This is a genomic window from Prevotella melaninogenica, assembly GCF_018127925.1.
Lineage (GTDB): Bacteria > Bacteroidota > Bacteroidia > Bacteroidales > Bacteroidaceae > Prevotella > Prevotella melaninogenica_C.
In genome coordinates this window covers 644,069-669,680 of sequence record NZ_CP072347.1, presented here as the reverse complement: position 1 = coordinate 669,680, position 25,612 = coordinate 644,069, and the positions used below count along the sequence as shown (strand labels likewise).

Sequence of the window (25,612 nt, the reverse complement as noted above, 5' to 3'; positions counted from 1 at the left end):
TTTTTAAAACAAATGATAGACAAAATATATCGTTTCATCTGCCACTTTCTTATTTTATATCAGTTATTTGATATAGCTGAATCCTAATTAAAATACTTTTGAATACTATCCATTAGGGGTGTCAAATCACGATTGAAAACCCTTCCGTGGCGGTCGACCATCTGCAAGGCATAAGCAATGAACAGGCGACGCTTAGCGCGTGACATAGCTACATAGAACTTACGAGCATCTTCCTCGTCTTGCTGTTTCGCATTGTTATAGGCGTTCGGGTAGCGTCCATCGGCTGCATCAAAGATGATAACATTATCAAACTCCAATCCCTTTGCCTTGTGAACAGTCGTCACATAGATACGCTCAAGAATACTCTTACTGTTACAGAAGTCGGCTTCTTTCAGCGTATTAATATCCATTACGTACTGCGAGAGCTGTGGTGCAAGGGCATTAGCTACCGTCTCATCCGTCAGCATATCTATGCGGAGATAACGCAGAATATAGTCTAATCGGGGGATGTCGTTGATTAAGCCATCTGAACGAAAGGCATGATAAGCTGCAGAGAGTTCACTTACAAGGGCGGGTTCATGGTTGGTTGATAGCTGATAAAGTCGGTTAACAGCCTCTCGATAGCGTTCGCCATAATTGCTACGCAGCACATTGGCAAATGGTTTCACCTTCGGATGGTGGATAAAAGCCTCTTGTTGTGCTTGCTTCTCACGTGCTTTCTCAGCACAGAGGCGTACAAGACTGACCGTTGCCTTCACATCATCAATCGCCTGATGACTATTAACACCCGCCAACTGGAAGGTTTCAAGCAGGCTTTCCAACTTATAAGAATGAAGGCTCGGAGCCAATAGTCTTATCAGTTTGAGCGAATCAAAGCAACGATTCTCGTGTGCTTGCATCGTGTCATTGCAGTAACGTTGCAGATTGTTGTCCAATATGTTATAATCATAGTTAGCGTTATGACCGAGAATAGGACTTGTACCCACGAATGTTAGGAAACATTGTAAGGCATCTTCAGGGGTAAGTAGTTCGCCAGTAGCCATCTTCTTATGATAGATAGCATACATCGGATTCTCCTTATCACCGAGCATTGGCGAAATCGGCTTATCGGTTTCTATGTATAGATCAAGCGGTTCACCAATCACTTCCCCACCCTTAATTCGGATGGCAGCAATCTCAATAATGTCGTCATTGAACACGTCTAAGCCAGTTGTTTCTGTATCGAAAACAATGATTTCCTCCTCATCATACGCACGAAGAAACTCTGCCGTATAACAGCTTTCGGGGTAGAGAAGGAAATCGGATGGTGACAGTGCCAACTGCTTTAGCTTCCAATTAAATCGGCGAGCAAGGGCATGAGAAGGGAAGGCACGCACCCCTTTCATAATACGTGTCCACGCTATAGAGTTATGTTCATTGGAGAGTACACTCAAATGTGCCAATAACAGCTTGACATCTGGTGTATCGAAGAGGTCGCGACCAGACACCTTAAAGTGGGTCAGCCCTGCTTCCGTCATAGCTTCACTGATACGGTCAGCATCCGAATTAGCACTAACGATGACGGCTGTACGCTCTTCCTTATTTTGCTCATAAAGGCAGAGAGCCTCAGTGGTAATATCCTTGTGTTCAGCTTCTATCGTACTACTATGTATGATTCTCAAGTCTCCCGACGTAGCCTTAGTGTCATTATCGGAAAGAGGAAGCAGTTCGCGGTCTATCTTCAGTTGCTTTTCTGCATAGTCATTGAAGACATCGAGCAAGTATTTTGGTGAACGGTGGTTACGCTGCAGATGATGTATATTACCCTTACAGCGCATCTTCAAGAGGGTTAGTGTCTCCACTTTCGCACCCATAAAAGAGAAGATAGCCTGCTGTTCGTCGCCTAAGTACATCACCATTGGGTTGTCTTCTGCTGTCAGTAGGTCGATGATAGCAAGCTGCATACCGTTAAGATCCTGCACTTCATCGACCTGTATCCATGGATAACGCTTGCAGGTAGGGTCAGAACGATAGATATCGTATGTATAGAGGAGCAAGTCTTCAAAGTCAAAGAGGTGATTCTCCTCCTTATATCGGGCATAACAATTAGCGTAATACATCTTCCAAAGGAGTACACGAATCCTATCTGCTGTCTTCCCATCAAGCCCTGGCGCATTCGCCTCGTCCATATATTCCTGTGCATGGTGATAGATATTCACTACCGCCTGCTCGTCATATTCAATCTTTTGTGAGGCACAAATATGCTTTACAGCTTCTCGATCATCATCCGTGAAACTCTCTGGATGAAGATAATACTTCCATGGATGCTGGTGTTCCATCTGATAGATGAAATGCTGAAAGAAGATAATCGTCTGATAACCTTTGTATCGGTTGAAGTCTCTTGTTACTCCTTCTTCATCTTCATTGCGGTAATCAGCGATAATACTCACCGCCTCTTCGTCGTCAATAATGGCAGAATCGGCTGGTATACGTCCCTGTTCAAAGAGGAATTTAGAACAAAAACGATGCACATTACCCACCATCAGTTCAGAGAAATCACCTCCCACCACCTTTTGAATACGGTTGGTCATCTCTCTTGCAGCACGGTTTGTGAACGTAAGACAGAGCATATCTTCATACTTCACACCCCTTTCTCGTGCGTATCTTATCCTCTCTACGAGGATATGTGTCTTACCACAACCCGGCGATGCCAATACAAGATGATGTCCCTGACTTGCCTCAACGACAGGAATCTGATATTTATCTAAACTTGGTGTGTAATTATTTGCTTCCATAGAAAGTATTTTTTATAGCAGTAGATGCTCCTTCTGCAAAAGTAAGAAAAAGATTGGAAATAACTCGTTATCAACCTAAAAGAATAAAAATAAAGTTGTAACTTTGTAGTCGGACTTGGTGTACAGGTGTGTACCCAGTCCCATTTTGTGGTTTAATAATTTAGCGTTTGCTATTTATTCAATAACGTTCAGGAAACTTGGCGGTAGAATGAACAACAAGAATGGATGAATAAGTGAACGTCCACGATAGCGTGGGCGTTTCTCATCTCTTGTTGTAGGTTTCCGCCAAGTACCTCTGAACGTGGATGAATACGTCCACGTTTCTCATGTAGGTACTTGGCTATAACTTTCGTAATTTGAGTATAAAGCATCGCATTAAAACGTTTTAATGCAATGACAAAAGAACAGACGACCATTTTAAAAGGTGTAGCTATCCTAATGATGTTATTCCTTCACTTATTTAATGGTTCTAACCTGACTGAAGTTTGTGAGCCTTTGCTTTTCATTGGCAACACTCCCCTTGTTCATATTATCAGCAAAGCATGTAACCCTGTGGGTATATTCTTAATGCTGAGCGGTTACGGACTAAGCTATACTTACTATCGAGGCAAATTATCTTTTAAAGGACAAGAGCATAGACTTTTAAAACTCTACATTCATTATTGGATTATTCTACTAATATTTGTCAGTATAGGTACTTTCGTTAGACCTGAAAAGTATCCTGGAAGTTTTTCGAATATAATATTGAATTTTATGAGTATAAGTAATAGCTATAACTCTGAAACTTGGTTCTTATTTCCTTATGCATTACTTTCGCTTACATCTGTATGGATTTTCAGGTGTATAGACAAATTAGGCTGTGTAAAAAGCATTATTATTACGTGGGTTTTATATATGATAAGCTGCTATATAACCAGTAGATATATAGCCGTAAACAAATTATATACAGAATGGTACGCCTACGTCATCACATACTTTAATGTATTATTCTCTTTTGTTATTGGAGCTGTATTCCATCGACAAGTTGAAAAAGGAAAAGGCTATATTTCATTCTTACATACACACAAGATAGTTACTTTTGCTATTTTAATTACTTTAGTAGTAATAAACTGTTTCATTTCAAGTGCAGCTACTGCGTATATATTTGAATTTTCTTATATATTCCTGCTATTGCACTTAAGTTTTAATGGTATTACGAAACAATTTCTTATGGCAATGGGTAAACAGTCTATGGTTATGTGGCTAACTCACTCTTTCTTCTGTTATCATATATTCCATGATTTTATTTACGGTTTCAAGTATCCGTTAGTCATTTATATTATTCTGATAGTAATTAGTTACGTTGTTTCACTTCCAATCAGCTATCTTTCTAAGGCAGTTATCCAGCGTGTTGCTTTTTTGAAGTAACGTTTGAATTAATCAAGAAAGTATTTTAAGTCAAATCCTTATTTCTCGTTGAAAAGTTATATCTTTGCACATAAGAACTTTATAATACTTATAATTACTTAATATGGGAAAGAGCTTATTATGACCAAATTAAAACTAAAGAAGCATCTTGACACATTGCCAAAGGAAGACGTAATAAGACTTGTACTGGATTTGTATGATGCAAACAAGGATGCGAAGGTGTATCTGGAAATGTATCTTACACCTGATTATAGTGCAGCGTTGGAAAGATACAAGAAGATTATCCGCAACGAATTTTTCCCCGCTCGAGGCTTTTCTGATAAGCCGTCATTTGCAACTTGTCGGAAGGCAATCTCTGATTTCAAGAAGTTGAAGGCTGACGCTATCAGTCTTGGCGATTTGATGCTTTACTATATAGAGTTGGGATGTGAATACACAATGACCTTCGGTGATATGTGGGAACAGTATTATACTACATTAGAAACGAATTTTGAGAAAGCTCTGAAGCATATTTCCGACCATAACCTTGAGGAACATTTCAGACAGAGAATTGAAAGTATGCTTAATTCAACACAATGTGGTTGGGGATTTTCTGATACCTTATGGGATATGTACTATGACTATTATGGTCGTCAAGAGTGAACAAAGAGACTTTGTCTAAACAAACATAAAGCCTCATCTATAAAATGAAGATATAGTAGACGACTAACAAATTTATAAAGATATTATGCAGGACTTTGCAGCGATTGACTTTGAAACAGCGAATTTTGAGCGGTGTAGTGTATGCTCGGTGGGCGTGATAGTAGTAAGGGGAGGAGAGATAGTCGATAACTTCTATTCCCTTATACAGCCCGAACCGAATTATTATCATTGGCGGTGTACGCAGGTGCATGGGTTGACATGTGCAGATACTGACGGTGCACCCGTATTCTGTGAGGTGTGGAAGCAGATAGAACCCATGATAGAAGGTCTACCACTTGTAGCCCATAATACACCATTTGACAAAGGTTGTTTGAAGGCTTCTTTCTATACCTACCAAATGGATTATCCTGATTATGAATTCTTTGATACGCTGAAGGCTGCACGTCAGCTGCTCCCTCACCTTCCCAACCATCAGTTACATACGGTTTCTTCTGCCTGTGGCTATGAGCTAACCGACCACCATCACGCCCTCGCTGATGCGGAAGCTTGTGCGTGGATAGCACGTGAGATATTGTAGGATGTTGGGTGATAAGTGATGGATGTTAGGTGGTGATGATGTGATAGGTGATGAATGATAGATATTGGGTGATGATGATATGTTACGTGAGAAATACTGGTGGTGACCATGATAGTAGGGTTCACAAAGGTTAGTCAGCATTAAATGCAAGGTCAACCCATTACCATGTCTTTCCTTTTCCTACAAACAACAGATTCCCATACTCATCCATGTTCGTAAAATATTTTTATGCTACTCAAAACCAACACATGCTCTTTAGACTTTGAAAAGACGCTCAATTAGCTTGCAAAAGATGCCCTTTTGAGGTCTTATTAACGCCCTTTTGAAGTCCAATTAAGCACCTTTTTATGAACGAACCCATAACCAATTGATTTCCTGATGATTGCAAGCCTGCCTTTTTAGACACATTCTTGTCCTTATTTGTAGATGTTTTACACGAATTTATGTCATGATTTTTCAACGTATTGTCTGCCAATTTTCGAAGCGTTAGTATGAAAAGATTATCTCTGTCAAAGGATGAATAAAACAGACTGCTAAGTCTGTCTTAACTGTGTTTTGTTTAATACATAAGCTCGTTTCTTCCGTTAAAGCTATACGAAAAAGTGTTCACACTTTTAACGCAAGAACCCCTAATTAGAGTTTATACAATATCTGAAACTACTCGTTAAGCAGAAGATATAGAAACGAGAATGGGTGTTGATGAATAGCATAAAGCTTCATCAACACCCATTATTTATCACTCAAACTCAACAAAAATCTTTAGTAAATGTAGTGTATAGCAGAGGAATTTCGTTAGTAAAAGGACAATTCATCAACACCCATTATTCATCACCCATCACCTAAGTGCCCCTCAACACCTAACACTTAACACCTTTCACCTAAACACTACGCACCCTCAAACTCGCGAAGGAAGCGGGTATCGTTCTCAGAGAAGAGGCGGAGATCGCTTACACGGTACTTGAGGTTGGCTATACGCTCAACACCCATACCGAAGGCATAACCTGTATATACGCTTGAATCGATACCACAAGCCTCAAGGTCGTGTGGATCAACCATACCACAACCAAGAATCTCAACCCATCCAGTGTGCTTACAGAAACCACAACCTTCACCGCCACAGATGTTACAGCTGATATCCATCTCTGCACTTGGCTCAGTGAATGGGAAGTAGCTTGGACGAAGACGAATCTTTGTATCTGCACCAAACATCTCACGAGCAAAGGTGAGAAGCACCTGCTTTAGGTCGGTAAAGCTAACATTCTTATCAACATAAAGACCCTCTACCTGATGGAAGAAGCAGTGTGCACGAGCCGAGATAGCCTCATTACGATATACACGACCTGGGCAAAGCACACGGATTGGAGGTTCGTGTGTAGACATATAGTGTGCCTCATCATTAGAAGTATGACTACGGAGAAGAACGTTCCTCGTAACGTCCATCGTACTACTGCGCTCAATGAAGAAGGTATCTTGCATATCACGTGCAGGATGATCAGCAGCAAAGTTCAACATTGTAAACACGTGCTGGTCGTCATCAATCTCAGGACCTTGATAGAGAGTAAAACCCATACGAGCAAAGATATCAATAATCTCGTTCTTTACAAGTGTCAACGGATGACGTGTACCAAGGTTAATAGGATAAGCAGTACGAGTCAAGTCGATATCATCACTCTGTGCCTCGCTTGTTTCAAGCTGGTCCTTGAGTTCGTTAATCTTGTCCTGTGCACTCTGCTTAAGTTCATTAATCTTCATGCCGACAACCTTCTTCTGGTCGGCTGCCACATTACGGAACTCGCCCATCAACGCATTGATTTCGCCCTTCTTACTAAGGTATTTCAGACGGAGTTGCTCCACATCATCAGCACTCTTAGCCGTGAGTGCGCTCACTTCCTTGAGAAGTTCTTCTATCTTGTCTAATAACATAGTTCTTGATTATTTTCCTGCAAAGGTACAATTTATAATCGTAACGGAGAAATTACCCTAATATAAATTTATAAAAATCCTATCTTATTAGAAATAAATATTGTACATTTGCAGGAAATTTGAGATGAATAAAAAGAGAGTATGAAAAAAGCTTTTTTAGTTATTGTGTGTGTTTGTGTAGCTATGGTAGCTGTTACTACAGGTTGCACAAGCAAGAAAGTTGATGGCGATGACAGTACAACTACTGATTCTACAGCATCAGAAGACACTGACACTGTAGATAGCGTTGACTCTGCCACGGAGGTGATTGCTGCTACTCCTATGCCAAAGGCAGCAGACCAATTGTTTGACGACTTCTTCTTCAACTTTATTGCTAATAAGAAGTTGCAGATGAATCGTATTAAGTTCCCACTGCCTGTAGTCAATGGTACAAAGACTACGGAGCTGACTCGTGGAAACTGGAAGATGGATTATTTCTTCCGCAAACAGGGCTATTATACGCTTATCTTTGATAATGAGAAACAGATGAAGTTCTCTAAGTCTACCGACTTGGATAGTGTCATCGTTGAGAAGATACATTTAAAGAGAGGTACGATAGAGCAGTATTGGTTCGATCATCAGGATGGAAGCTGGAAGTTGAATCAGATTCGTAACATCACATTCAAGGATAGTTATAACGCATCTTTCTATACCTTCTTGTCACACTTCTTCGCAAATGGTGGCAAAGGGGCTGTGAAGAGTCCATTAGCTTATACTGGTCCAGATCCCAATGGTGAAGAGACAAATGTGGTCAACACCACTATCCCTGCCAGCGAATGGTCATCATTCTTACCAGAACTTCCACACGAAATGATTTATAACATCCTTTATGGCCAGAAGTATTCAGACACTGATCGCAGGATTGTTACCTTCCGTGGGTTGTCTAATGGCGCAGAAACGCAGCTCATCTTTAAGCAGAATGGTAAGAGTTGGCGCTTAGAGAAGGTTGTAGCTTATTAACGAACAGACCCCTGCCTACCTTGGTAGTGGGTCTTTCTTTAAGCAATATACTCAACAATTTAAAACCTTTTGCTTATGAAAAGTGAACGTCAGAAAGCCTTAGATGGTGAGTTTTTTAATGCTGTTGACCCAGAATTGCAGCAGATAATATTACGTACAAAACGCTTATTGCGCAAGTTGAACGATTGCGACTATGCTGACCACGAAAGCAAGCACAGGATTTTTGAGCAGTTGTTTGGCTCTGTCGGTGAGCAGATTCATATCGATGTGGATTTTCATTGTGAGTATGGTGTCAATATCCACATGGGGAACTGGGTTGTTATCAATATGAACTGTACGTTTGTAGACAATAACCGTATTGATATAGGCAATCATGTTCTAATCGCTTCAGACGTGAAAATCTATACAGCAGCGCATCCTGTCACTGCCAAGGAACGAATGATTCCTGGTGGAGGATGGAATATCTATGCCCAACCTGTCAAGATAGAAGATGGCGTGTGGATTGGTGGAGGAGCAATTATCCTACCCGGTGTGACGATAGGTCGTAATGCTGTAATAGGCGCAGGAGCAGTTGTAACAAAGGACGTTCCTGCCAATGCTGTTGCTGTCGGCAGTCCTGCAAAGGTTCTCAGATATCAGGAAGAATAAATCCTTGTTATAAACAGAAACAAAGGAAAACACAAAAACGATATAAGTTAAAATGAAAATAGAGTTTAACTATAGTCTACTAAAGCATAATACCTTCGGCATTGACGCTAAATGTCAGCGTTTTGTCGAATACGAATCAGTAGAGGAAGCACAGGAACTTGTGCGCTCGTTGAAGGAAGACGACTATCCACTACTGATTCTCGGTGGGGGTAGTAACCTTCTACTCACTGGTGATTTCAAGGGAACCGTACTCCACTCTGGCATCTCTTTTATCGAGCAAATCGACGAAGAACGTGTACGTTGTGGGTCTGCTTACGTATGGGATGACTTTGTAGACTATTGTGTTTCTCATGATCTCTATGGTGCAGAAAACCTTTCTATCATTCCGGGTGAGTGTGGTGCGAGTGCTGTACAGAATATCGGAGCATATGGTGTGGAAGCTAAAGACCTGATTGATGAGGTTGAAGCGGTGGAGATTGCCACTGGCGAAGTGCATCATTTCAAGAATGCTGATTGCGAATACAGCTATCGACAGAGTAAGTTTAAGCATGAATGGCGCAATAAGTATCTTATCACATCGGTGACCTATCGCCTTTCTAAGACTTATCAACCTAAGCTCGATTATGGTAATATTCGTGCGGCATTGGCTGAACAAGGCATAGAGAATCCTACTGCAGCAGAACTTCGTCAGACGATTACTGACATCCGTAATGCGAAACTTCCTGACCCAAAGAAGATTGGTAATGCGGGTAGTTTCTTTATGAATCCTATCGTTCCTAAGGCTAAATACGAGGAGTTGGCAGCGCAATATGAACGGATGCCCCACTATACTATTGATGCTGACCATGAGAAGATTCCAGCTGGTTGGATGATTGAACAATGCGGTTGGAAGGGTAAGGCGTTAGGTCCTGCAGGTGTTTATGACAAGCAGGCTTTGGTTTTGGTAAACCTTGGTGGTGCAACAGGTGCTGACGTAGTCAGACTCTATCAGACGATTCAGCATGATGTAAAGGAGAAGTTTGGAATTGAGATACATCCAGAGGTGAATACCTTTCCAAATTAAAGCAGAAGCCTCCCCCAACCCCTCCGAAGGGAGGGGAGTGCTAAACAAACGAAGCCTCCCCCCAGCCCCTCCGAAGGGAGGGGAGTGCTAAACAAAAGTAGCTACTTCTTTAGGTTGTGGTATGGTTTAATATTAATACTTATCCTAACAACTGCGACATCCAACCATAAACACTCGTTATAAATAAGCTTTTAATTAAGAAATGCTTATAAAGCATCAAACCAACTTTTAAGAACATATCCGTTGAAGCAAGAAGAACATATAAGCAACGAACGACCGATAAAGGGCTCCCCTCCCTTCGGAGGGGTCGGGGGAGGCTTCACCTTCCTCGGCACTGGCACCTCCAATGGCGTCCCTGTACTTGGCTGTAGCTGCGATGTTTGTAAGAGTAAGGACCCACGCGACAACCGATTGCGTACCTCTGCTTTATTGGAAACGGCAAAGACACGTATTGTCATTGACAGCGGTCCTGACTTTCGCCAACAGATGTTACCACAACCTTTCCGTAAGATTGATGGTTTATTGATAACGCATATCCACTATGATCATGTAGGAGGGATTGATGATGTACGCCCTTATTGTGCATTGGGGGATATTGAGGTATATGCCAACGAAAACACTTGCAATGGTTTACGCCATAATTTCCCTTATTGTTTCACGGACAATCCCTATCCAGGAGTTCCAAAACTGAACCTTCATAGTATTCAACCGCATACCCCATTTATGATTGGCGACATCGAAGTGATGCCTATCTCTGTGATGCATGGCGAACTACCCATCCTCGGTTATCGCTTTGGAAAGCTTGCCTACATAACAGATATGAAAACTATTAAAGATGAGGAACTCCCTTATCTTGAAGGTGTTGAAACCTTGGTTGTAAACGCTTTGCGCTGGGAACGTGAGCACCACTCCCATCAGTTGATATCTGAAGCCATTGATTTCAGTCGAAAGATAGGAGCAAAACGCACTTATTTAACCCATCTCACCCATAAGATTGGCTTACATGAAGAGGCACAAAAACTTCTCCCAAATGATGTTTTCTTTGCATACGATGGTTTGAAGATTCATTTTTAAGCGCAGACAGTGAAATAAACCTATAACTACAAAACAAGTTTGTTTTTAGTTTCCTGTCACTTTTAACATTTAAGGCTATATCTCTGTATGATAGCGTCTTATACATCTAAAAGGAGTGACAACAGTGACAGGAAACGTAAACTTTAATATCTTTTTCTCTCCCCTCAGCCAAAACCCAAATCAGTAATTAGTGTGCCCCTGAGTAAGATATACTCAAAGGCAAAGAAATTTATTGACAAAATATTCGAAGAAGAGGTAGAAAAATGGGGTAAACATGAGATATTTTAACACCTATGTAAGTTACTCGTTTTCAAATAGTTGCAGAAAGGAAATCCAAAAGGTGCTTAATAAGGGTTCAAAAGGGCGTTAGTTAGACCTCAAAAGGGCATCTTTTGCAAGCTAAAAGGGCGTTAATTGCAAGCAATTTGGTAGTCTTTAAAAAATCGATATGTGAAAAATTCAGACAAAAAGTATTCTTCAGAAGTTTGGATTGACAAGCTCTGTCTTTTGTGTTTAGGACATTAGAAATATCTCACAGAGCAAATCTATGTTTCTTGCTGCAAACTTAGAGTTGCACTGTGTGCCTTATTATAATAGCTTTTTATCACTCCATATTTCAGAAGAAGCAGAATTATACATATTGTGGGGGCATGAGATTTGGGTTAAAGGACATAAAAACAGAGTTTTTCATTAGTATTTTTCAGATTTTATGAGTAACTTTGCCATGTGCCAGTGTATACCAGTTCGAACGATAGGGAAGTACACTTTTCAACACAAAAATAAGCAATAATAGAAATTACTGAATGAAAGAATTTATCATATCTGACGTCAAGGCGGAAACTGCCATCCTTGTAGGTCTTATTACAAAGGACCAGAACGAGGAGAAGACGAAGGAATATCTTGACGAATTAGAGTTCCTCGCTGACACAGCTGGTGCTGTCACGGTGAAGCGATTCACACAGAGGGTGACAGGTCCAAGTGCTGTTACCTATGTTGGCAAGGGTAAACTTGAAGAGATAAGAGATTACATCAAGATGATGGAGGACGAGGAGGAGCCTATCGGTATGGTCATCTTCGACGATGAATTGTCGGCAAAGCAGATGCGTAATATCGAACAGGAACTCGGTGTGAAGATATTAGACCGTACCTCTCTCATCCTCGACATCTTTGCTATGCGCGCCCAGACAGCCAATGCAAAGACACAGGTAGAGTTGGCACAGTACCGCTATATGCTCCCACGTCTGCAGCGTCTGTGGACTCACTTGGAGCGTCAGGGCGGTGGTTCAGGCTCTGGTGGCGGTAAAGGTTCGGTAGGTCTGCGTGGTCCTGGTGAGACCCAGTTAGAGATGGACCGCCGTATCATCTTGCAGCGTATGACCCTCTTAAAGCAAAGACTTGCTGAGATTGATAAACAGAAGGTCACACAGCGCAAGAACCGTGGGCGTATGATTCGTGTTGCCTTGGTGGGTTACACGAACGTGGGTAAGTCAACCACCATGAACCTCTTGGCTAAGAGCGAGGTATTTGCAGAGAACAAACTCTTCGCAACACTCGACACAACTGTGCGCAAGGTCGTTGTAGACAATCTTCCTTTCCTGTTAGCTGACACCGTTGGATTTATCCGTAAGTTGCCAACCGACTTGGTTGATTCTTTTAAGTCAACACTCGATGAGGTGCGCGAAGCCGACCTTCTCTTGCACGTTGTGGACATCTCACATCCTGACTTTGAGGAACAGATACAGGTAGTCAACCAGACTTTGTCTGAACTTGGTTGTGCTGATAAGCCATCGATGATTATCTTCAACAAGATTGATAACTATCATTGGGTGGAGAAAGAGGAAGACGACCTCACACCAGCAACCAAAGAGAATATCACCTTGGACGAACTGAAGAAGACATGGATGGCTAAGGAGCATGACAACTGTCTCTTTATTTCAGCCAAGGAAAAGGAGAATATCGACGAGTTCAGAGAGGTGCTTTACAAGAAAGTACGCGAACTGCACGTGCAGAAGTATCCTTACAATGACTTCCTTTACAATATCGAAGAGGAATAAAGACTATTGGGCATATTTGCCTTATTGGGCTTATTTGCCCAATTAGGCTAATAGGGCTAATATGCCCAATAAGGCTAATAAGGCTAATAAAAACAACTAAAAGAAAAGTTTATGCAATATCGTTCCCTTACCTTTGAAGAGATTGAGATACTCGAGAGCAATAGCTGCTGGGCAGAAGATTGGAGTCGAGTAGAGGTTGCGGAGGACGGATTTCAAGCGAAATTCTTCCACCGTGTCATGTTCTATGGTGACGTACAGTTGGGAAGTGTCCAGAAAGAAGTCGAGATAACAAAGGGCTTCGTCAAGCATTCTGGTATCAATGATGCTACCCTACGCAATGTTACCGTTGGTAACGACTGCCTTATTGAGAAGGTGGGGAATTATATTAATAACTATACAATCGGTGACGACTGCCTCATCTCTAACATCTCTGTCATGGAGACTACGGAAGGAGCTACCTATGGAGAAGGTAACCTTATCTCGGTATTGAATGAGGTGGGCGACGGCAATGTAATCTTCTTCCACGACCTCAATAGCCAGTTTGCAGCCTTTATGGTGAAGCATTTCAACGACAAAGACCTCAAGAATGCTATCCGAAGATTAGTGAAAGAGGAGATTGCTCGCACCAATCCTGAACGTGGAACGATTGGCAATAAAGTGAAGATTGTCAATACAAAGGAGATTACCAACACCGTCATTCAGGACGATTGCGAGATATCTGGTGCAAGTCGTTTGAGCGATTGTACCATTCTCAGCTCTGAATATGCCAGTGTTTACATCGGTACAGGGGTCATCTGCGAGAACTCTATCATATCAGATGGGTCAAGTATCGTGAACAGTGTGAAGATGCAAGACTGCTTCGTGGGTGAAGCCTGTCAGATAAGCAATGGCTTTACAGCCTCACAGAGTGTCTTCTTCGCCAATTCCTTTATGTCAAACGGTGAGGCGTGCGCTGCTTTCTGCGGTCCGTTCTGTGCCTCACATCATAAGAGTTCACTGCTCATTGGTGGTATGTTCTCTTTCTATAATGCAGGTTCTGGGACCAACTTCTCTAACCATGCCTATAAGATGGGACCAATGCACTGGGGCATCTTGGAGCGTGGAACAAAGACGGCAAGCGGTAGTTATCTACTCATGCCAGCAACAATCGGTACGTTCTCCGTATGTTTCGGTAAGCTGATGCACCACCCTAACACGACTGCCCTACCCTTCTCTTACCTCATTGCTGAGGCTGACAAGATGTATCTCGTGCCCGGTCGCAACATCACAACAGTTGGTCTTTATCGTGATATACGCAAGTGGCCAAAGCGTGATATGCGTCCACAGCAGACGCAGAAGAGTATTGTCAACTTCGATTGGCTATCACCTTACTCTGTTGGAGAGATTCTGCAGGGAAAGAAGATACTTGAGAATCTGCGCCAGGCAAGTGGTGACAATGTTTCATCTTATAACTATCATGAATACGTTATCAATGCTACCAGTCTAAGAAAAGGTATCAAATATTATGACATCGCACTGCGTATCTACATGGGAGCAGTACTGAAACGTGCCCACAAATGGGGCTTCTTTGGTAAGCCACAGACCGAAGTAGGACTCGGACGATGGGACGACCTTTCTGGTCTTCTGCTCCCAGTATCAGAAGAGCGACGCCTCATTGAGGATATCAAGAGCGGTAGTCTTGAAACGATAGAAGAGGTGGTTAACCGCTTCCGAGAGATTAACGAGAACTATCGTATCTATCAATGGGCATGGACCTATCGCATGATTTTAGAATACTACGGCATTAATGAGATTTCTCCCGAGGACGATGCACGCATCAAACGAGATTATATCGAGGCACGCCGTGCATGGATTGCAGAGATAAAAAAGGATGCCGAGAAGGAGTTTGAGATGGGCGATGTAGACAGAGAGGTCTTTGAATCGTTCGTTAATAGCCTTGATCATGAAGTTGATTTTGAGAATTAATCATTACATTCTCTACCCAATTATAACAATAAACAAATACTGATTGTATGAAAAAACATTTCCTTAACAGTACCCTCATACAGGGGCTAAGCTTAGGACTATTGTTCCTATTTGCATCTGTGGCAGCTTATGCGCAGCGTTACAGCTATGAAAGCATACCGAATGACCCGATGCAGACACGTATCTACACACTGAAAAACGGTCTGAAAATCTATCTTTCTGTCAACAAAGAGAAGCCACGTGTACAGACATATATCGCTGTGCGCACAGGTTCTCGCAATGACCCAAAGGAGACAACAGGTCTTGCACACTACTTAGAGCACCTTATGTTTAAGGGTACTACCCACTTTGGTTCGTCTAATGTGGAGGCTGAACACCCTTATCTCGACTCAATTGAGGCTCGCTTCGAGCAGTATCGTCGTATCACTGACCCAGCTGCACGCAAGCAATGGTACCACCAGATTGACTCTATCTCACAACTTGCAGCTCGTTATAACATTCCAAACGAGTACGATAAGATGATGACTGCCATCGGTAGTGAGGGTACAAACGCTTATACTTCTAATGACGTAACTTGCTATGTAGAGAATATTCCATCCAATGAGATTGACACTTGGGCAAGAGTTCAGGGCGATCGTTTCCAGAATATGGTTATCCGTGGCTTCCATACAGAGTTAGAAGCGGTGTATGAGGAGTATAACATCGGTCTTTCAAGTGACTGGCGTAAGGTTTATGCAGCACTCTTTGCAAAGCTTTTCCCTACTCACCCATACGGAACACAGACCACTATCGGACTTGGTGAGCACCTGAAGAATCCTTCAATCACCAATATCAAGAACTATTTTAACAAATACTACGTACCAAACAACATCGCTATCTGTCTTTCAGGCGACCTCGACCCAGACAAGACGGTAGCTTCGATTGAGAAGTATTTTGGCGATTGGAAGCCAAGTGCACACATCGACATACCACAGTTCCCAGCTCAACCAACACTCACAGCACCTGTCGATACGACTGTTGTTGGTAAGGAAGCTCCTATGCTCTTCATGGGCTGGCGCGCTGATGCAAGTAAGTCTTTACAGATAGATACATTAGAGATTGTAGCACAACTCTTGTCTAACGGACAAGCAGGACTCTTCGATCTCGACCTCAGTCAGAAGCTAAAAGTACAAGAGATAGAGGCTGGAGTGACCGATATGGACGAATATTCGGTATTCTATGTCTATGGACAGCCAAAGAGTGGACAGACTTTGCAGGAGGTTCGCAGCCTTGCTTTGTCTGAAATAGAGAAACTCAAGAAGGGTAACTTCTCTGATGATCTCTTGCCATCTATCGTTAACAACTACAAGCGTTACTATTATACGCAGTTAGATGATAACCAGTTCCGTGCAAAGCAGTATGTGGATGCCTTCATCAACCATAAAGACTGGAAGCAGGAAGTGGATAAACTCAATCGCATTTCAAAGTTAACAAAGGCTGAAGTTGTTAGATTTGCTAATGAATTCTTCCACAACGACTTCGCTTGTGTCTACAAGGAGCAGGGCAACGATACTACTATTAAGAAGGTAGAGAAACCTACAATCACTCCAATCCCAACCAACAACGACAAGCAGAGTGACTTCCTTAAGGAGATTGTAAACACCAAGACAACTCCTATCCAGCCACAGTTTGTTAACTACAAGCGCGACCTTACCAAGGCAACAACACAGAAGGGTCTTCCTGTTCTCTATAAGCAGGACAAGACAAACGACCTCTTTACACTTTGCTTCGTAGTACCTTACGGTGACGAACATAACCCAATGCTCAGCTATGCAGCTGGTTATCTTGATTACTTAGGTACCAATAAGCTCACCAACGAGCAGATTAAGCAGCAGTTCTATAAGTTAGCTTGCGACTATAACCTCTCTGAAAGAAACGAGGTTTCGTACATTACGTTAAGTGGTCTCAACTCTAACCTGCCTCAGGCACTTGCTCTGTTGAACAATTTACTCAGTAATGCAAAGGTTGACAAGGAGGCTTACGACCTCTATGTAGAGCAGATTCTAAAGTCACGCAGCGACAACAAGGCTAACCAGAACGCTAACTTCGCTGCCCTCAGAGACTATGCTACCTACGGAGAGTACAACCCTACTCGCAACGTTCCAAGTGAACAGGAGTTGAAGTCAATCAACCCACAGGTACTGCTTAACCTTTTGAAGAACTTGAAGAACTATAAGTTGACAGTGCTTTACTACGGTCCTTCAAGCCTGAAAGAGGTTGACCAGCTTGTCAGCAAGACTATCCAGACACCAAAGAAGTTCGCTGCAGTGCCTGCTATCAAGCGTTATACCGAGGAGACAACACCAAAGAACGAGGTTCTCATTGCACCTTACGACGCAAAGAATATCTACATGGTTCAGCTCCACAATCAGAACCAGAAGTGGTCTGCCGACCGTGCCCCTATCATCGCCCTCTTCAATGAATACTTCGGAGGTGGTATGAATGCCATCGTCTTCCAAGAGTTACGTGAGGCACGTGGTTTGGCTTATTCAGCTTCAGCTGTCTATGCATCTCCTTATCGTTTAGGAGGTAATGAGAGCTTCTACACCTACATCATCACACAGAACGATAAGATGATGGACTGTGTAACAGAGTTCAACAAACTTCTCAACAACGTACCTGTACGCCAGAGTGGCTTTGACCTTGCCAAGCAAAGCTTGATGAAGAGCCTTGCTTCCGCTCGTACAACTAAGTACTCTATCCTCACCTCTTATCTTGCAGCACAGCGTTTAGGTCTCGACACCTCATTGAGTGAAAAGATTTACAACGCTCTTCCAAGTCTGCAACTGCAGGATGTTATTAACTTCGAGAAGGAGTACATTGCTAACAAGACCTTCAAGTATATCATCCTTGGTAACGAGAAAGAACTTGACCTCAAGGCATTAGAAAAGATTGCACCTATCAAGAGACTGACAACAGAAGAAATCTTCGGCTATTAATAAACAGTAAGAAAAGAATACAAAAACATATTATAAACAAATAGAAAAAGCCCTGTCTGCCCTACCAATAAAGGGCAGACAGGTAAACAAAACATTATGGCAGAATTCAAGTATGCACCAATGTTCCAATTGGGCAAAGATGACACCGAGTATCGTCTGGTATCAAAGGAAGGTATCAGCGTTGGTGAGTTTGAAGGTAAAGAGATTCTGAAGGTAAGCAAAGAAGCACTTACTTTATTAGCACAGGAGGCTTTCCACGATTGTGAGTTCATGCTCCGTCGCGCACACAACGAGCAAGTTGCAAAGATTCTGACCGACCCAGAGGCATCAGAGAACGACAAGTACGTAGCACTCCAGTTCCTCCGCAATGCTGAGACAGCTGTGAAAGGCGTACTACCTTTCTGCCAAGACACTGGTACTGCTATCATTCACGGTGAAAAGGGTCAGCAGGTATGGACAGGTTTCGAGGACGAAGAGGCACTCTCTCGTGGTGTGTTCAACACCTTTACACAAGAGAATCTCCGCTACTCACAGAACGCTCCACTCAATATGTACGATGAGGTGAATACCAAGTGTAACCTCCCTGCACAGATTGACATCGAGGCTGTTGAGGGCGCAGAATATCGTTTCGTAATGGTAGCAAAGGGTGGTGGCTCTGCTAATAAGACCTACTTCTACCCAATGACCAAAGCTACTATACAGAATGAGGGTACGCTCATTCCTTTCCTCGTTGAGAAAATGAAGAGCCTTGGCACTGCTGCTTGTCCTCCTTATCACATCTGTTTCGTGATTGGTGGTACTTCTGCAGAGAAGAACCTCCTCACCGTTAAGCTCGGAAGTATCAAGTATTACGACAATCTTCCTACTACTGGCGACGAGACAGGACGTGCTTTCCGCGACATCGACCTCGAGAAGAAGATTCTCAAAGAGGCTCACAAGATTGGTCTTGGTGCACAGTTTGGTGGTAAGTATCTTGCTCACGACATCCGCATCATCCGTCTGCCACGTCACGGTGCAAGCTGCCCTATCGGTATGGGTGTTAGCTGTTCTGCTGACCGTAACATCAAAGCGAAGATCAATAAGGACGGTATTTGGTTGGAGAAGATGGACACTAACCCAAGCGAGTTGATTCCAGAGGAGTACCGCAAGCCAGGAGAAGGTGCGAAGGGTATCGAGATTGACCTCGATAAGGGTATGGATGCTGTTCGTACTGAACTGACAAAGTATCCTGTTTCAACACGTGTTAACCTCAAGGGTACTATCATCGTGGCACGTGACATTGCTCACGCTAAGCTCAAGGCACGTTTGGATGCTGGCGAGGACCTGCCTGATTACATCAAGAATTACCCTGTCCTCTATGCAGGACCAGCCAAGACTCCAGAGGGCTACCCATGTGGTTCAATGGGACCTACCACTGCCAACCGTATGGACCCATACGTTGACGAGTTCCAAGAGCATGGTGGTTCACTCGTGATGATTGCTAAGGGTAACCGTACACAGGCTGTGACAGATGCCTGCCAGAAGCATGGTGGTTTCTACCTCGGTACTATCGGTGGTGTGGCTGCCGTTCTCTCACAGAGCAGCATCAAGAGCATTGAGTGCGTAGAATATCCAGAACTCGGTATGGAAGCCGTTTGGAAGATTACCGTTGAGGACTTCCCTGCCTTCATCCTTGTTGACGATAAGGGTCATGACTTCTTCAAAGAGCTAAAGCCTTGGACTGGCTGCAGCTGCGAGAAGTAAGCTCTCCCAGCACATAAATCAGCTATATCAACGATGCTATCAAGCGTAAATCGCAGGAAAGGATATCCCTTTTCCTAACGAGACATTGGTATAGCCTCATCTTACAAAGCGGTATAAGACGAACTTTTGCGACGTCATTATACCGCTTTTTCTTTTGCTTCTTTTCTAAAAACAAAGCCTCACTGGTTGTGAAAAATATTGACACAAAATCATTAGAAAACTCTCTAAAAAAGCTCCAAAACGCCTCTTTTCGACACCTTTGTAACCCGCAGAGAATCAAACACTTGCAAAACGTGAAAACAAAAGGTGCTTAATTGGACTCCAAAAGGGCGTTAGTAAGACCTCAAAAGGGCACCTTTTGCAAGCCAATTAGGCGTCTTTAAGAAGCCAAATGAGTATCATTTAAAAAGCTTGTTGTGAATTTATTTTACATTAACCACAAAAACTATAATTCTTATAACTCAGTTCTAATAAAACTTTGCAATATATTTATTCAAATAGTTGCGCCGTATTGAATATTATTATATATTTGCGATATCTTAATCAATGAGACCTATAAAGAAAAGAGACTAATGCACAGAGGATTATCTCTAAACACGTTAATCAAAAATAATGATTATGAAATTATACGCTTTCTGTATCACATTTATGTTGTCACTGCTTAGTTGCTTTGGACAAGAGACACATATCATCGAACCGAGCATACTCGAAATCTGTTATCACACAAAGTATCTTAACAGTTATGATGACTATGCACTTAGGATAGGGAAAAATGTAAGTGAATACTTTAGCTATCATACTTTACGATTCGATTCCTTAGGGAGCAACCCTGAGACAGCTTTGGCAATAATTAATGAAAAGATAAAAGCTGCTCGCAATAATAATAAGACTACCCATAAGGTAGAAAGTCCTAATAGTCGTGATTATCTTTACAGAAATCTTGAAGAAGGAAAAATGACAACTTACACACAGGTCTGGGACTCTTATTATAAGATAACAGAGGACATACCCACACCGGAATGGGTTATTCACGAAGACAGTACACGAAATGTCATAGGCTTTAATTGCACGATGGCGACCACACATTTCCGTGGACGAGACTGGAAGGTGTGGTTCAGTGAGGAGATTCCTTTACCGCTCGGTCCGTGGAAATTAGGTGGACTACCCGGTTTAATCTTAGCTGCACATTGCGATGGCTATTTAGACATAACTGCAAGTAACATTAAAAGAGAACAGTTGTCACCTGTCAAGTTTTATAATTTCTGGGAGAAAAAGTATAAGGATATAGACCGACTCTCTTATTTAAAAAAGGCTTCAGACCCTACGATCTACCCAAAGAATACAACCAAGATTCCCAAAATGGAGTTAGAATAAGATATTACTAATGAAGAAATATATTATCTTATGTTTGCTTATCCTACTTGTACAATCAATAAGTGCACAGAGGATTGTGGAAGGTGTCGTTACTGATGTAGGAGGACACCCTGTGTCTGCAGCTATTATCAAGACTGTAGATGCAACCACAAAAAAGACATTACATTTCTGTCAGACAGATACAAAGGGGAAGTTTACCATTACAGCACAAGAAGGTAATATCCTATCTATTTCAGCAATAAGCTATAAGAAGCAGGAACTAAAGGTTTCAATGAATATGCCTGCACAGCATATCACATTAGAGGAAGATACGAAAACGTTATCGGAGATAACTGTAAAAGCAAAACCAATTAAGATAAAAGGCGATACGATTCAATATCTACTCACAACCTATAAAAAAGAAGGAGACCGAATATTAGCTGACGTTCTTGCACGTGTCCCTGGCTTTGATGTGAATAAAGAGAATGGCGAGATACAATACGAAGGTAAATCTATCAGCAACTTCTATATAGAAGGTATGAATCTAATGGGAGGGAAATATGGCTTGGCAACAAAGTCACTGCCCCAAGAGGATGTAGCAACTGTAGAAGTAATGAAGCATCATCAACCTATCCGTGTGTTAGATGATTTTACTTATTCTGACGATAACGCTATCAATATTAAGATGAAACAAGGAGCTAAGGCACGCTGGATGACGACCTATAGCGGTGGTATAGGACTAAAGAGTCATGGAGGATTGTGGAATTATGAAACCTTTGCCATGCGCCTGAAGCCTTCTTTTCAGACAATTCTCACTTATAAGACAAATAATATAGGTAAGAATATAAGAAGAGAGACGGACAAACTTTTAAGTTTTGATGAGTTACAAAGTCCTTTATCAGCTATGCTCGCCCTTCCTTCTCCATCGCCTTTATTGCTCAAGGGGCGTTCATTATTTAACCGCTCACATGCTGTTAGTTTGAATGCGCTACAGCGTATAGATGAAAATTCTCAGGTAAGCGTACAGATTACATTTGCCAATGACCGTAATGAGACTACCTCTTTGCGCCATTCAGACTTTTATACGAATAGCGGTATAAAGACAATAGAAAACAGAAAACAGTATTTGGAGAAAAGTAATGACCTCTTTGCAAAGATAAAATACGAGAATAACGCTAAAAATCATTATCTTAAAAATGAGCTTTCTGGTGACTTTTCTTGGAACAAACAATGGCTGAATGAACAGGGGACAAATCCGCACACGATGATGGGGAACTTGCCTGTTTATACGCTAAAGGACAACTTTAGTATCATGAAGAAGTATGGGAAACGCCTTGTTACTCTGCAATCAAAGAATATAATCGATATACGTCCGCAACAACTATATGTCGATTCGCTGGTGCAATCTATTAATCAACATTACTATGAAACGAATACGGACGTAAGAGGAAGTTTCAGAATAGGTAGATTTATTCTATCAGGACAAGTAGGAGTAAATGCTGGAGAACACCGCTTCACTTCTGATTTAGTGGGAGTTCCAGATAGTATCGGACTGCTGATGGGTAAAAGCAGCTTTACATTTGCAAGGTTATATGCCAATCCGAGCATTGAATATATGGTGAAGGACTTTGACTTCACATTATCTGGCGATATGTCGTACAACCATTATAAGTATAGTTTAGATAATGGTCAGTCTAAATTCTTACTATCTCCTAACCTCCGTATAAGATGGAAAGCCACAGCATCATGGACTTTCTCGGCTGATGCATCTATTAATACAATGCAGATAAATGCTGCCCAATTTTATCCAACTTTGGTACTGCAAGATTATCAATATATGAATAAAGGTCTGGCAGGCTATAACCTAAACAAAGAGAAAAGCGTAGGAATAGGAGTTGTTTATAGCGATGCTCTGAAAGGAACCTCTATACGATTACGCATAACAAGGTCGTTTGGAATCTCTCCTTATACATCAACCCAAGATTATGTGGGCAACTATATCGTAGAATCACTGACACAAGGAGACACGAAGTACAATAGCTGGAATATGTTCCTAATGGGTTCGCAAGGCATAGGCTTTTTAAAAGGGAAACTAAATGTAAAGGCTTTATATAATGCCATGAATAGTTATATGGTTCAGAATAGCCAACGAATGCCTTACGACACAAAGAACTTAAATATAACCTCTAACCTTGATATTGGTTTAATAAAGGGTGTCGATTTAGCTTATAAACTTACTTATGGCTTTCACCAGATGAAGATGCCTGCTTTTGGGAAGACGTCTAATCTAAATAGTTGGAAGCATGAGGGAAGCCTTAGAATACCTCTTTGTAAGGTTTTGAGTTTAGAAACTTTGACGGAATACTATCATAACGAAGTTGCGAAGAAGATGTTTAAAGATATGTTCTTTCAAGACTTTACTTTGATATTTAAAGCCAAACACTTTGACTTAAGTCTTGCTTGGAACAATGTCTTTAATAATAAAAACTATAGCTATGGGCTTAACAATACGCTTTCAAGTAGCTTTAGCAATCAAGACATTAGAGGTAGAGAGCTGATGCTTAGTTTCTATTATAAGCCTTGATAACTAAGTTGATTGATACTACATAAATAAATTTAAAACAAGTTGAGATATGATAGACATCATTATAATACTACTGATGAGTTTACCGCTGATTGTTCTTGGAAGCACTATCGGACCAGATTCTTCTATCAATTTTGGGTCAAGAATACCGAAAGCGAAACTTAAAAGCGAGGAAGGGCTTAAACGATTGAGAAGAATAAAGATAGCACTAATATTGGCAGGTAGCTTCATCCTTGTCGGTGGTTTCGCTTGTCTTGCCTTTCATTGGGAAGATTATCAACTTGTCGTTATACTCATCCCTGAGATAGTAGCTATCATCTACATGCTGTTACAGCTGTACAAGATAGAGAGGAAGGGGAAGGGTTTGCTCGTGCTCATGCTCTCTATCATTGTGATATTAGGTATGATTCCCCTCATTGCAGCCCTCCCAATCACTGGGAACGACAACAACACAGTGATTAGAAATGACACGTTGTTTATTGAAGGGTTATACGCTAAGGAAATACCGATAGCAAGTATTACACAAGTAGACAGCAACGCAACGGTGCCAGACATAGAGATGAGAACAAACGGAATGTCACTTGGCGAAATTAATGTGGGTCATTTCAAGACCGAAGAAGGGCAGGATGTGCTATTATACTTACATTCAGACGATACGAATGTGACGCATATCAAGACAAAGAATAACGAAGACATCTACATTAACTTCAAAGATTCAGCTCTGTCAGTTGACTTCCCTAATAAGCTGAGAGCCGTATATCGCCAACCAATCAAAGGTAAGTAACACCGTTACCTAAAATTTTCTGATGAGAAAGTATTCAGCGATTTAGAGCCTCTAACAGTAGGGGTTCTATCAGCTTTCACAGCCATATTAGTTTGTGAAAGTTGTCCTTGCACAATCATAATAAAGTGTAAATGCGTTAAACCTCTTATTTCCTGCATCTATTACAGTGTTTTTTAGTACCTTTGCAGAATGAATCCTTGCCAATAGGCAATGGACATAAGTATCAATTGACAATAATAAATCATACAGAGATAATCATGTTAATAGACTACAAGAAGGTAAACATATATCAAGATGAACACCTAATTCTGAAAGATGTTGACTTTCAGGCAGAAAAAGGAGAGTTTATCTATCTCATCGGTCGTGTTGGTTCGGGTAAAAGTTCACTATTGAAAACCATCTATGGCGAATTGGATATTGATAGCGAAGATGCTGAAAAGGCAGTCGTTCTCGACGAGAGTATGCCTAACATCAAGCGTAGTCGTATCCCTGCACTCCGCAAGCAGATGGGTATTATCTTCCAAGACTTCCAACTCTTACATGACCGCTCTGTAGCAAAGAACCTCAAGTTTGTCTTGCAAGCAACGGGCTGGAACAACAGTCAAAAGATTGACCGCCGCATTGAAGAAGTGTTGGCTCAGGTGGGTATGACCGACAAGAAGAACAAGATGCCAAGTGAACTCTCTGGTGGTGAACAGCAGCGTATTGTCATTGCACGTGCTTTGCTGAACAATCCAAAGATTATCATTGCCGATGAGCCTACGGGTAATCTTGACCCAGAGACAGCTGAGAACATTGTTAGCATACTTAAAGACTCGTGCGAGCGGGGTACGACGGTTATCATGTCTACCCATAACATCAACCTTATTGACCAGTTCCCTGGTAAGGTTTATCGCTGTCATGAGGGCGAACTCCATCAACTCACTGACAAGAAAGAAGTTTGCGAATTAGCAGAAGAGACGGCTCCCGTAGAGACGATTGACGAGCCAGAACAAAACGATTAAGCGCATAGAACTCAGCATAAATCCACATTTAGAAAGATTG

General features: G+C 41.8%; 18 protein-coding genes. 15 read left to right on the top strand and 3 right to left on the bottom strand.

Annotation, left to right across the window (positions count from 1 at the left end):
• Positions 1–83: 83 nt before the first annotated feature.
• Together J4861_RS02470 and J4861_RS02465 are read right to left on the bottom strand one after the other, a co-directional pair.
• The gene (locus tag J4861_RS02470; protein ID WP_211816569.1) at positions 84–2,774 is read right to left on the bottom strand and encodes a 3'-5' exonuclease; all 2,691 of its coding nucleotides are present in this window, start codon (positions 2,772–2,774) and stop codon (positions 84–86) included.
• A gap of 188 nt (positions 2,775–2,962) precedes the next feature.
• Complete coding sequence (locus J4861_RS02465; RefSeq protein ID WP_211816568.1) at positions 2,963–3,145, bottom strand: hypothetical protein; 183 nt, start codon at positions 3,143–3,145, stop codon at positions 2,963–2,965.
• A 22-nt stretch (positions 3,146–3,167) separates the two neighbouring features.
• Here J4861_RS02465 and J4861_RS02460 point away from each other — a divergent pair, with 22 nt between their 5' ends.
• The 3 genes from J4861_RS02460 (at position 3,168) to J4861_RS02450 (ending at position 5,400) form a co-directional block, all read left to right on the top strand.
• Complete coding sequence (locus J4861_RS02460; RefSeq protein ID WP_211816567.1) at positions 3,168–4,181, top strand: acyltransferase family protein; 1,014 nt, start codon at positions 3,168–3,170, stop codon at positions 4,179–4,181.
• Positions 4,182–4,301: 120 nt separating this feature from the next.
• A complete protein-coding gene (locus J4861_RS02455) occupies positions 4,302–4,823 on the top strand; it encodes a DUF6155 family protein (RefSeq protein ID WP_211816566.1) in 522 nt (173 codons plus the stop codon).
• 85 nt (positions 4,824–4,908) lie between these two features.
• Positions 4,909–5,400: a 3'-5' exonuclease gene (locus J4861_RS02450; RefSeq protein WP_211816565.1), complete on the top strand. Its 492-nt coding sequence runs from the start codon at positions 4,909–4,911 to the stop codon at positions 5,398–5,400.
• A gap of 885 nt (positions 5,401–6,285) precedes the next feature.
• On the opposite strand, the gene pheS is transcribed toward J4861_RS02450, so the two are convergent.
• The gene (gene pheS, locus J4861_RS02445) at positions 6,286–7,323 is read right to left on the bottom strand and encodes a phenylalanine--tRNA ligase subunit alpha (protein WP_211816564.1); all 1,038 of its coding nucleotides are present in this window, start codon (positions 7,321–7,323) and stop codon (positions 6,286–6,288) included.
• A gap of 141 nt (positions 7,324–7,464) precedes the next feature.
• Between pheS and J4861_RS02440 the strand changes: the two genes are divergently transcribed.
• The 12 genes from J4861_RS02440 to J4861_RS02385 all read left to right on the top strand — a co-directional run bounded on the left by J4861_RS02440 (position 7,465) and on the right by J4861_RS02385 (position 25,572).
• Positions 7,465–8,322 carry a DUF4348 domain-containing protein gene (locus J4861_RS02440; RefSeq protein WP_211816563.1) on the top strand — a complete coding sequence of 286 codons (858 nt, stop codon included), beginning with the start codon at positions 7,465–7,467 and terminating at the stop codon, positions 8,320–8,322.
• A 75-nt stretch (positions 8,323–8,397) separates the two neighbouring features.
• Positions 8,398–8,970 carry a sugar O-acetyltransferase gene (locus tag J4861_RS02435; protein WP_211806109.1) on the top strand — a complete coding sequence of 191 codons (573 nt, stop codon included), beginning with the start codon at positions 8,398–8,400 and terminating at the stop codon, positions 8,968–8,970.
• Between the two features lie 52 nt (positions 8,971–9,022).
• A complete protein-coding gene (gene murB, locus J4861_RS02430) occupies positions 9,023–10,033 on the top strand; it encodes a UDP-N-acetylmuramate dehydrogenase (protein ID WP_211816562.1) in 1,011 nt (336 codons plus the stop codon).
• 279 nt (positions 10,034–10,312) lie between these two features.
• Complete coding sequence (locus J4861_RS02425; RefSeq protein WP_211816630.1) at positions 10,313–11,107, top strand: MBL fold metallo-hydrolase; 795 nt, start codon at positions 10,313–10,315, stop codon at positions 11,105–11,107.
• An 803-nt stretch (positions 11,108–11,910) separates the two neighbouring features.
• Complete coding sequence (gene hflX / locus J4861_RS02420) at positions 11,911–13,161, top strand: GTPase HflX (protein ID WP_211816561.1); 1,251 nt, start codon at positions 11,911–11,913, stop codon at positions 13,159–13,161.
• A 111-nt stretch (positions 13,162–13,272) separates the two neighbouring features.
• A complete protein-coding gene (locus tag J4861_RS02415) occupies positions 13,273–15,126 on the top strand; it encodes a DUF4954 family protein (protein WP_211816560.1) in 1,854 nt (617 codons plus the stop codon).
• 47 nt (positions 15,127–15,173) lie between these two features.
• The gene (locus J4861_RS02410; protein WP_211816559.1) at positions 15,174–18,104 is read left to right on the top strand and encodes a M16 family metallopeptidase; all 2,931 of its coding nucleotides are present in this window, start codon (positions 15,174–15,176) and stop codon (positions 18,102–18,104) included.
• Positions 18,105–18,200: 96 nt separating this feature from the next.
• Positions 18,201–19,847 (top strand): fumarate hydratase, encoded by a 1,647-nt coding sequence (locus J4861_RS02405; RefSeq protein ID WP_211816558.1) that lies wholly within the window; start codon positions 18,201–18,203, stop codon positions 19,845–19,847.
• Positions 19,848–20,459: 612 nt separating this feature from the next.
• A complete protein-coding gene (locus J4861_RS02400; protein ID WP_249110801.1) occupies positions 20,460–21,221 on the top strand; it encodes a GLPGLI family protein in 762 nt (253 codons plus the stop codon).
• Between the two features lie 10 nt (positions 21,222–21,231).
• Positions 21,232–23,784, top strand: coding sequence for a peptidase associated/transthyretin-like domain-containing protein (locus J4861_RS02395; protein ID WP_211816557.1), 2,553 nt, complete (start codon positions 21,232–21,234; stop codon positions 23,782–23,784).
• A gap of 49 nt (positions 23,785–23,833) precedes the next feature.
• Complete coding sequence (locus J4861_RS02390; protein WP_211816556.1) at positions 23,834–24,568, top strand: PH domain-containing protein; 735 nt, start codon at positions 23,834–23,836, stop codon at positions 24,566–24,568.
• Between the two features lie 257 nt (positions 24,569–24,825).
• Positions 24,826–25,572 carry a cell division ATP-binding protein FtsE gene (locus tag J4861_RS02385; RefSeq protein ID WP_211816555.1) on the top strand — a complete coding sequence of 249 codons (747 nt, stop codon included), beginning with the start codon at positions 24,826–24,828 and terminating at the stop codon, positions 25,570–25,572.
• The last annotated feature ends 40 nt before the right edge of the window (positions 25,573–25,612 follow it).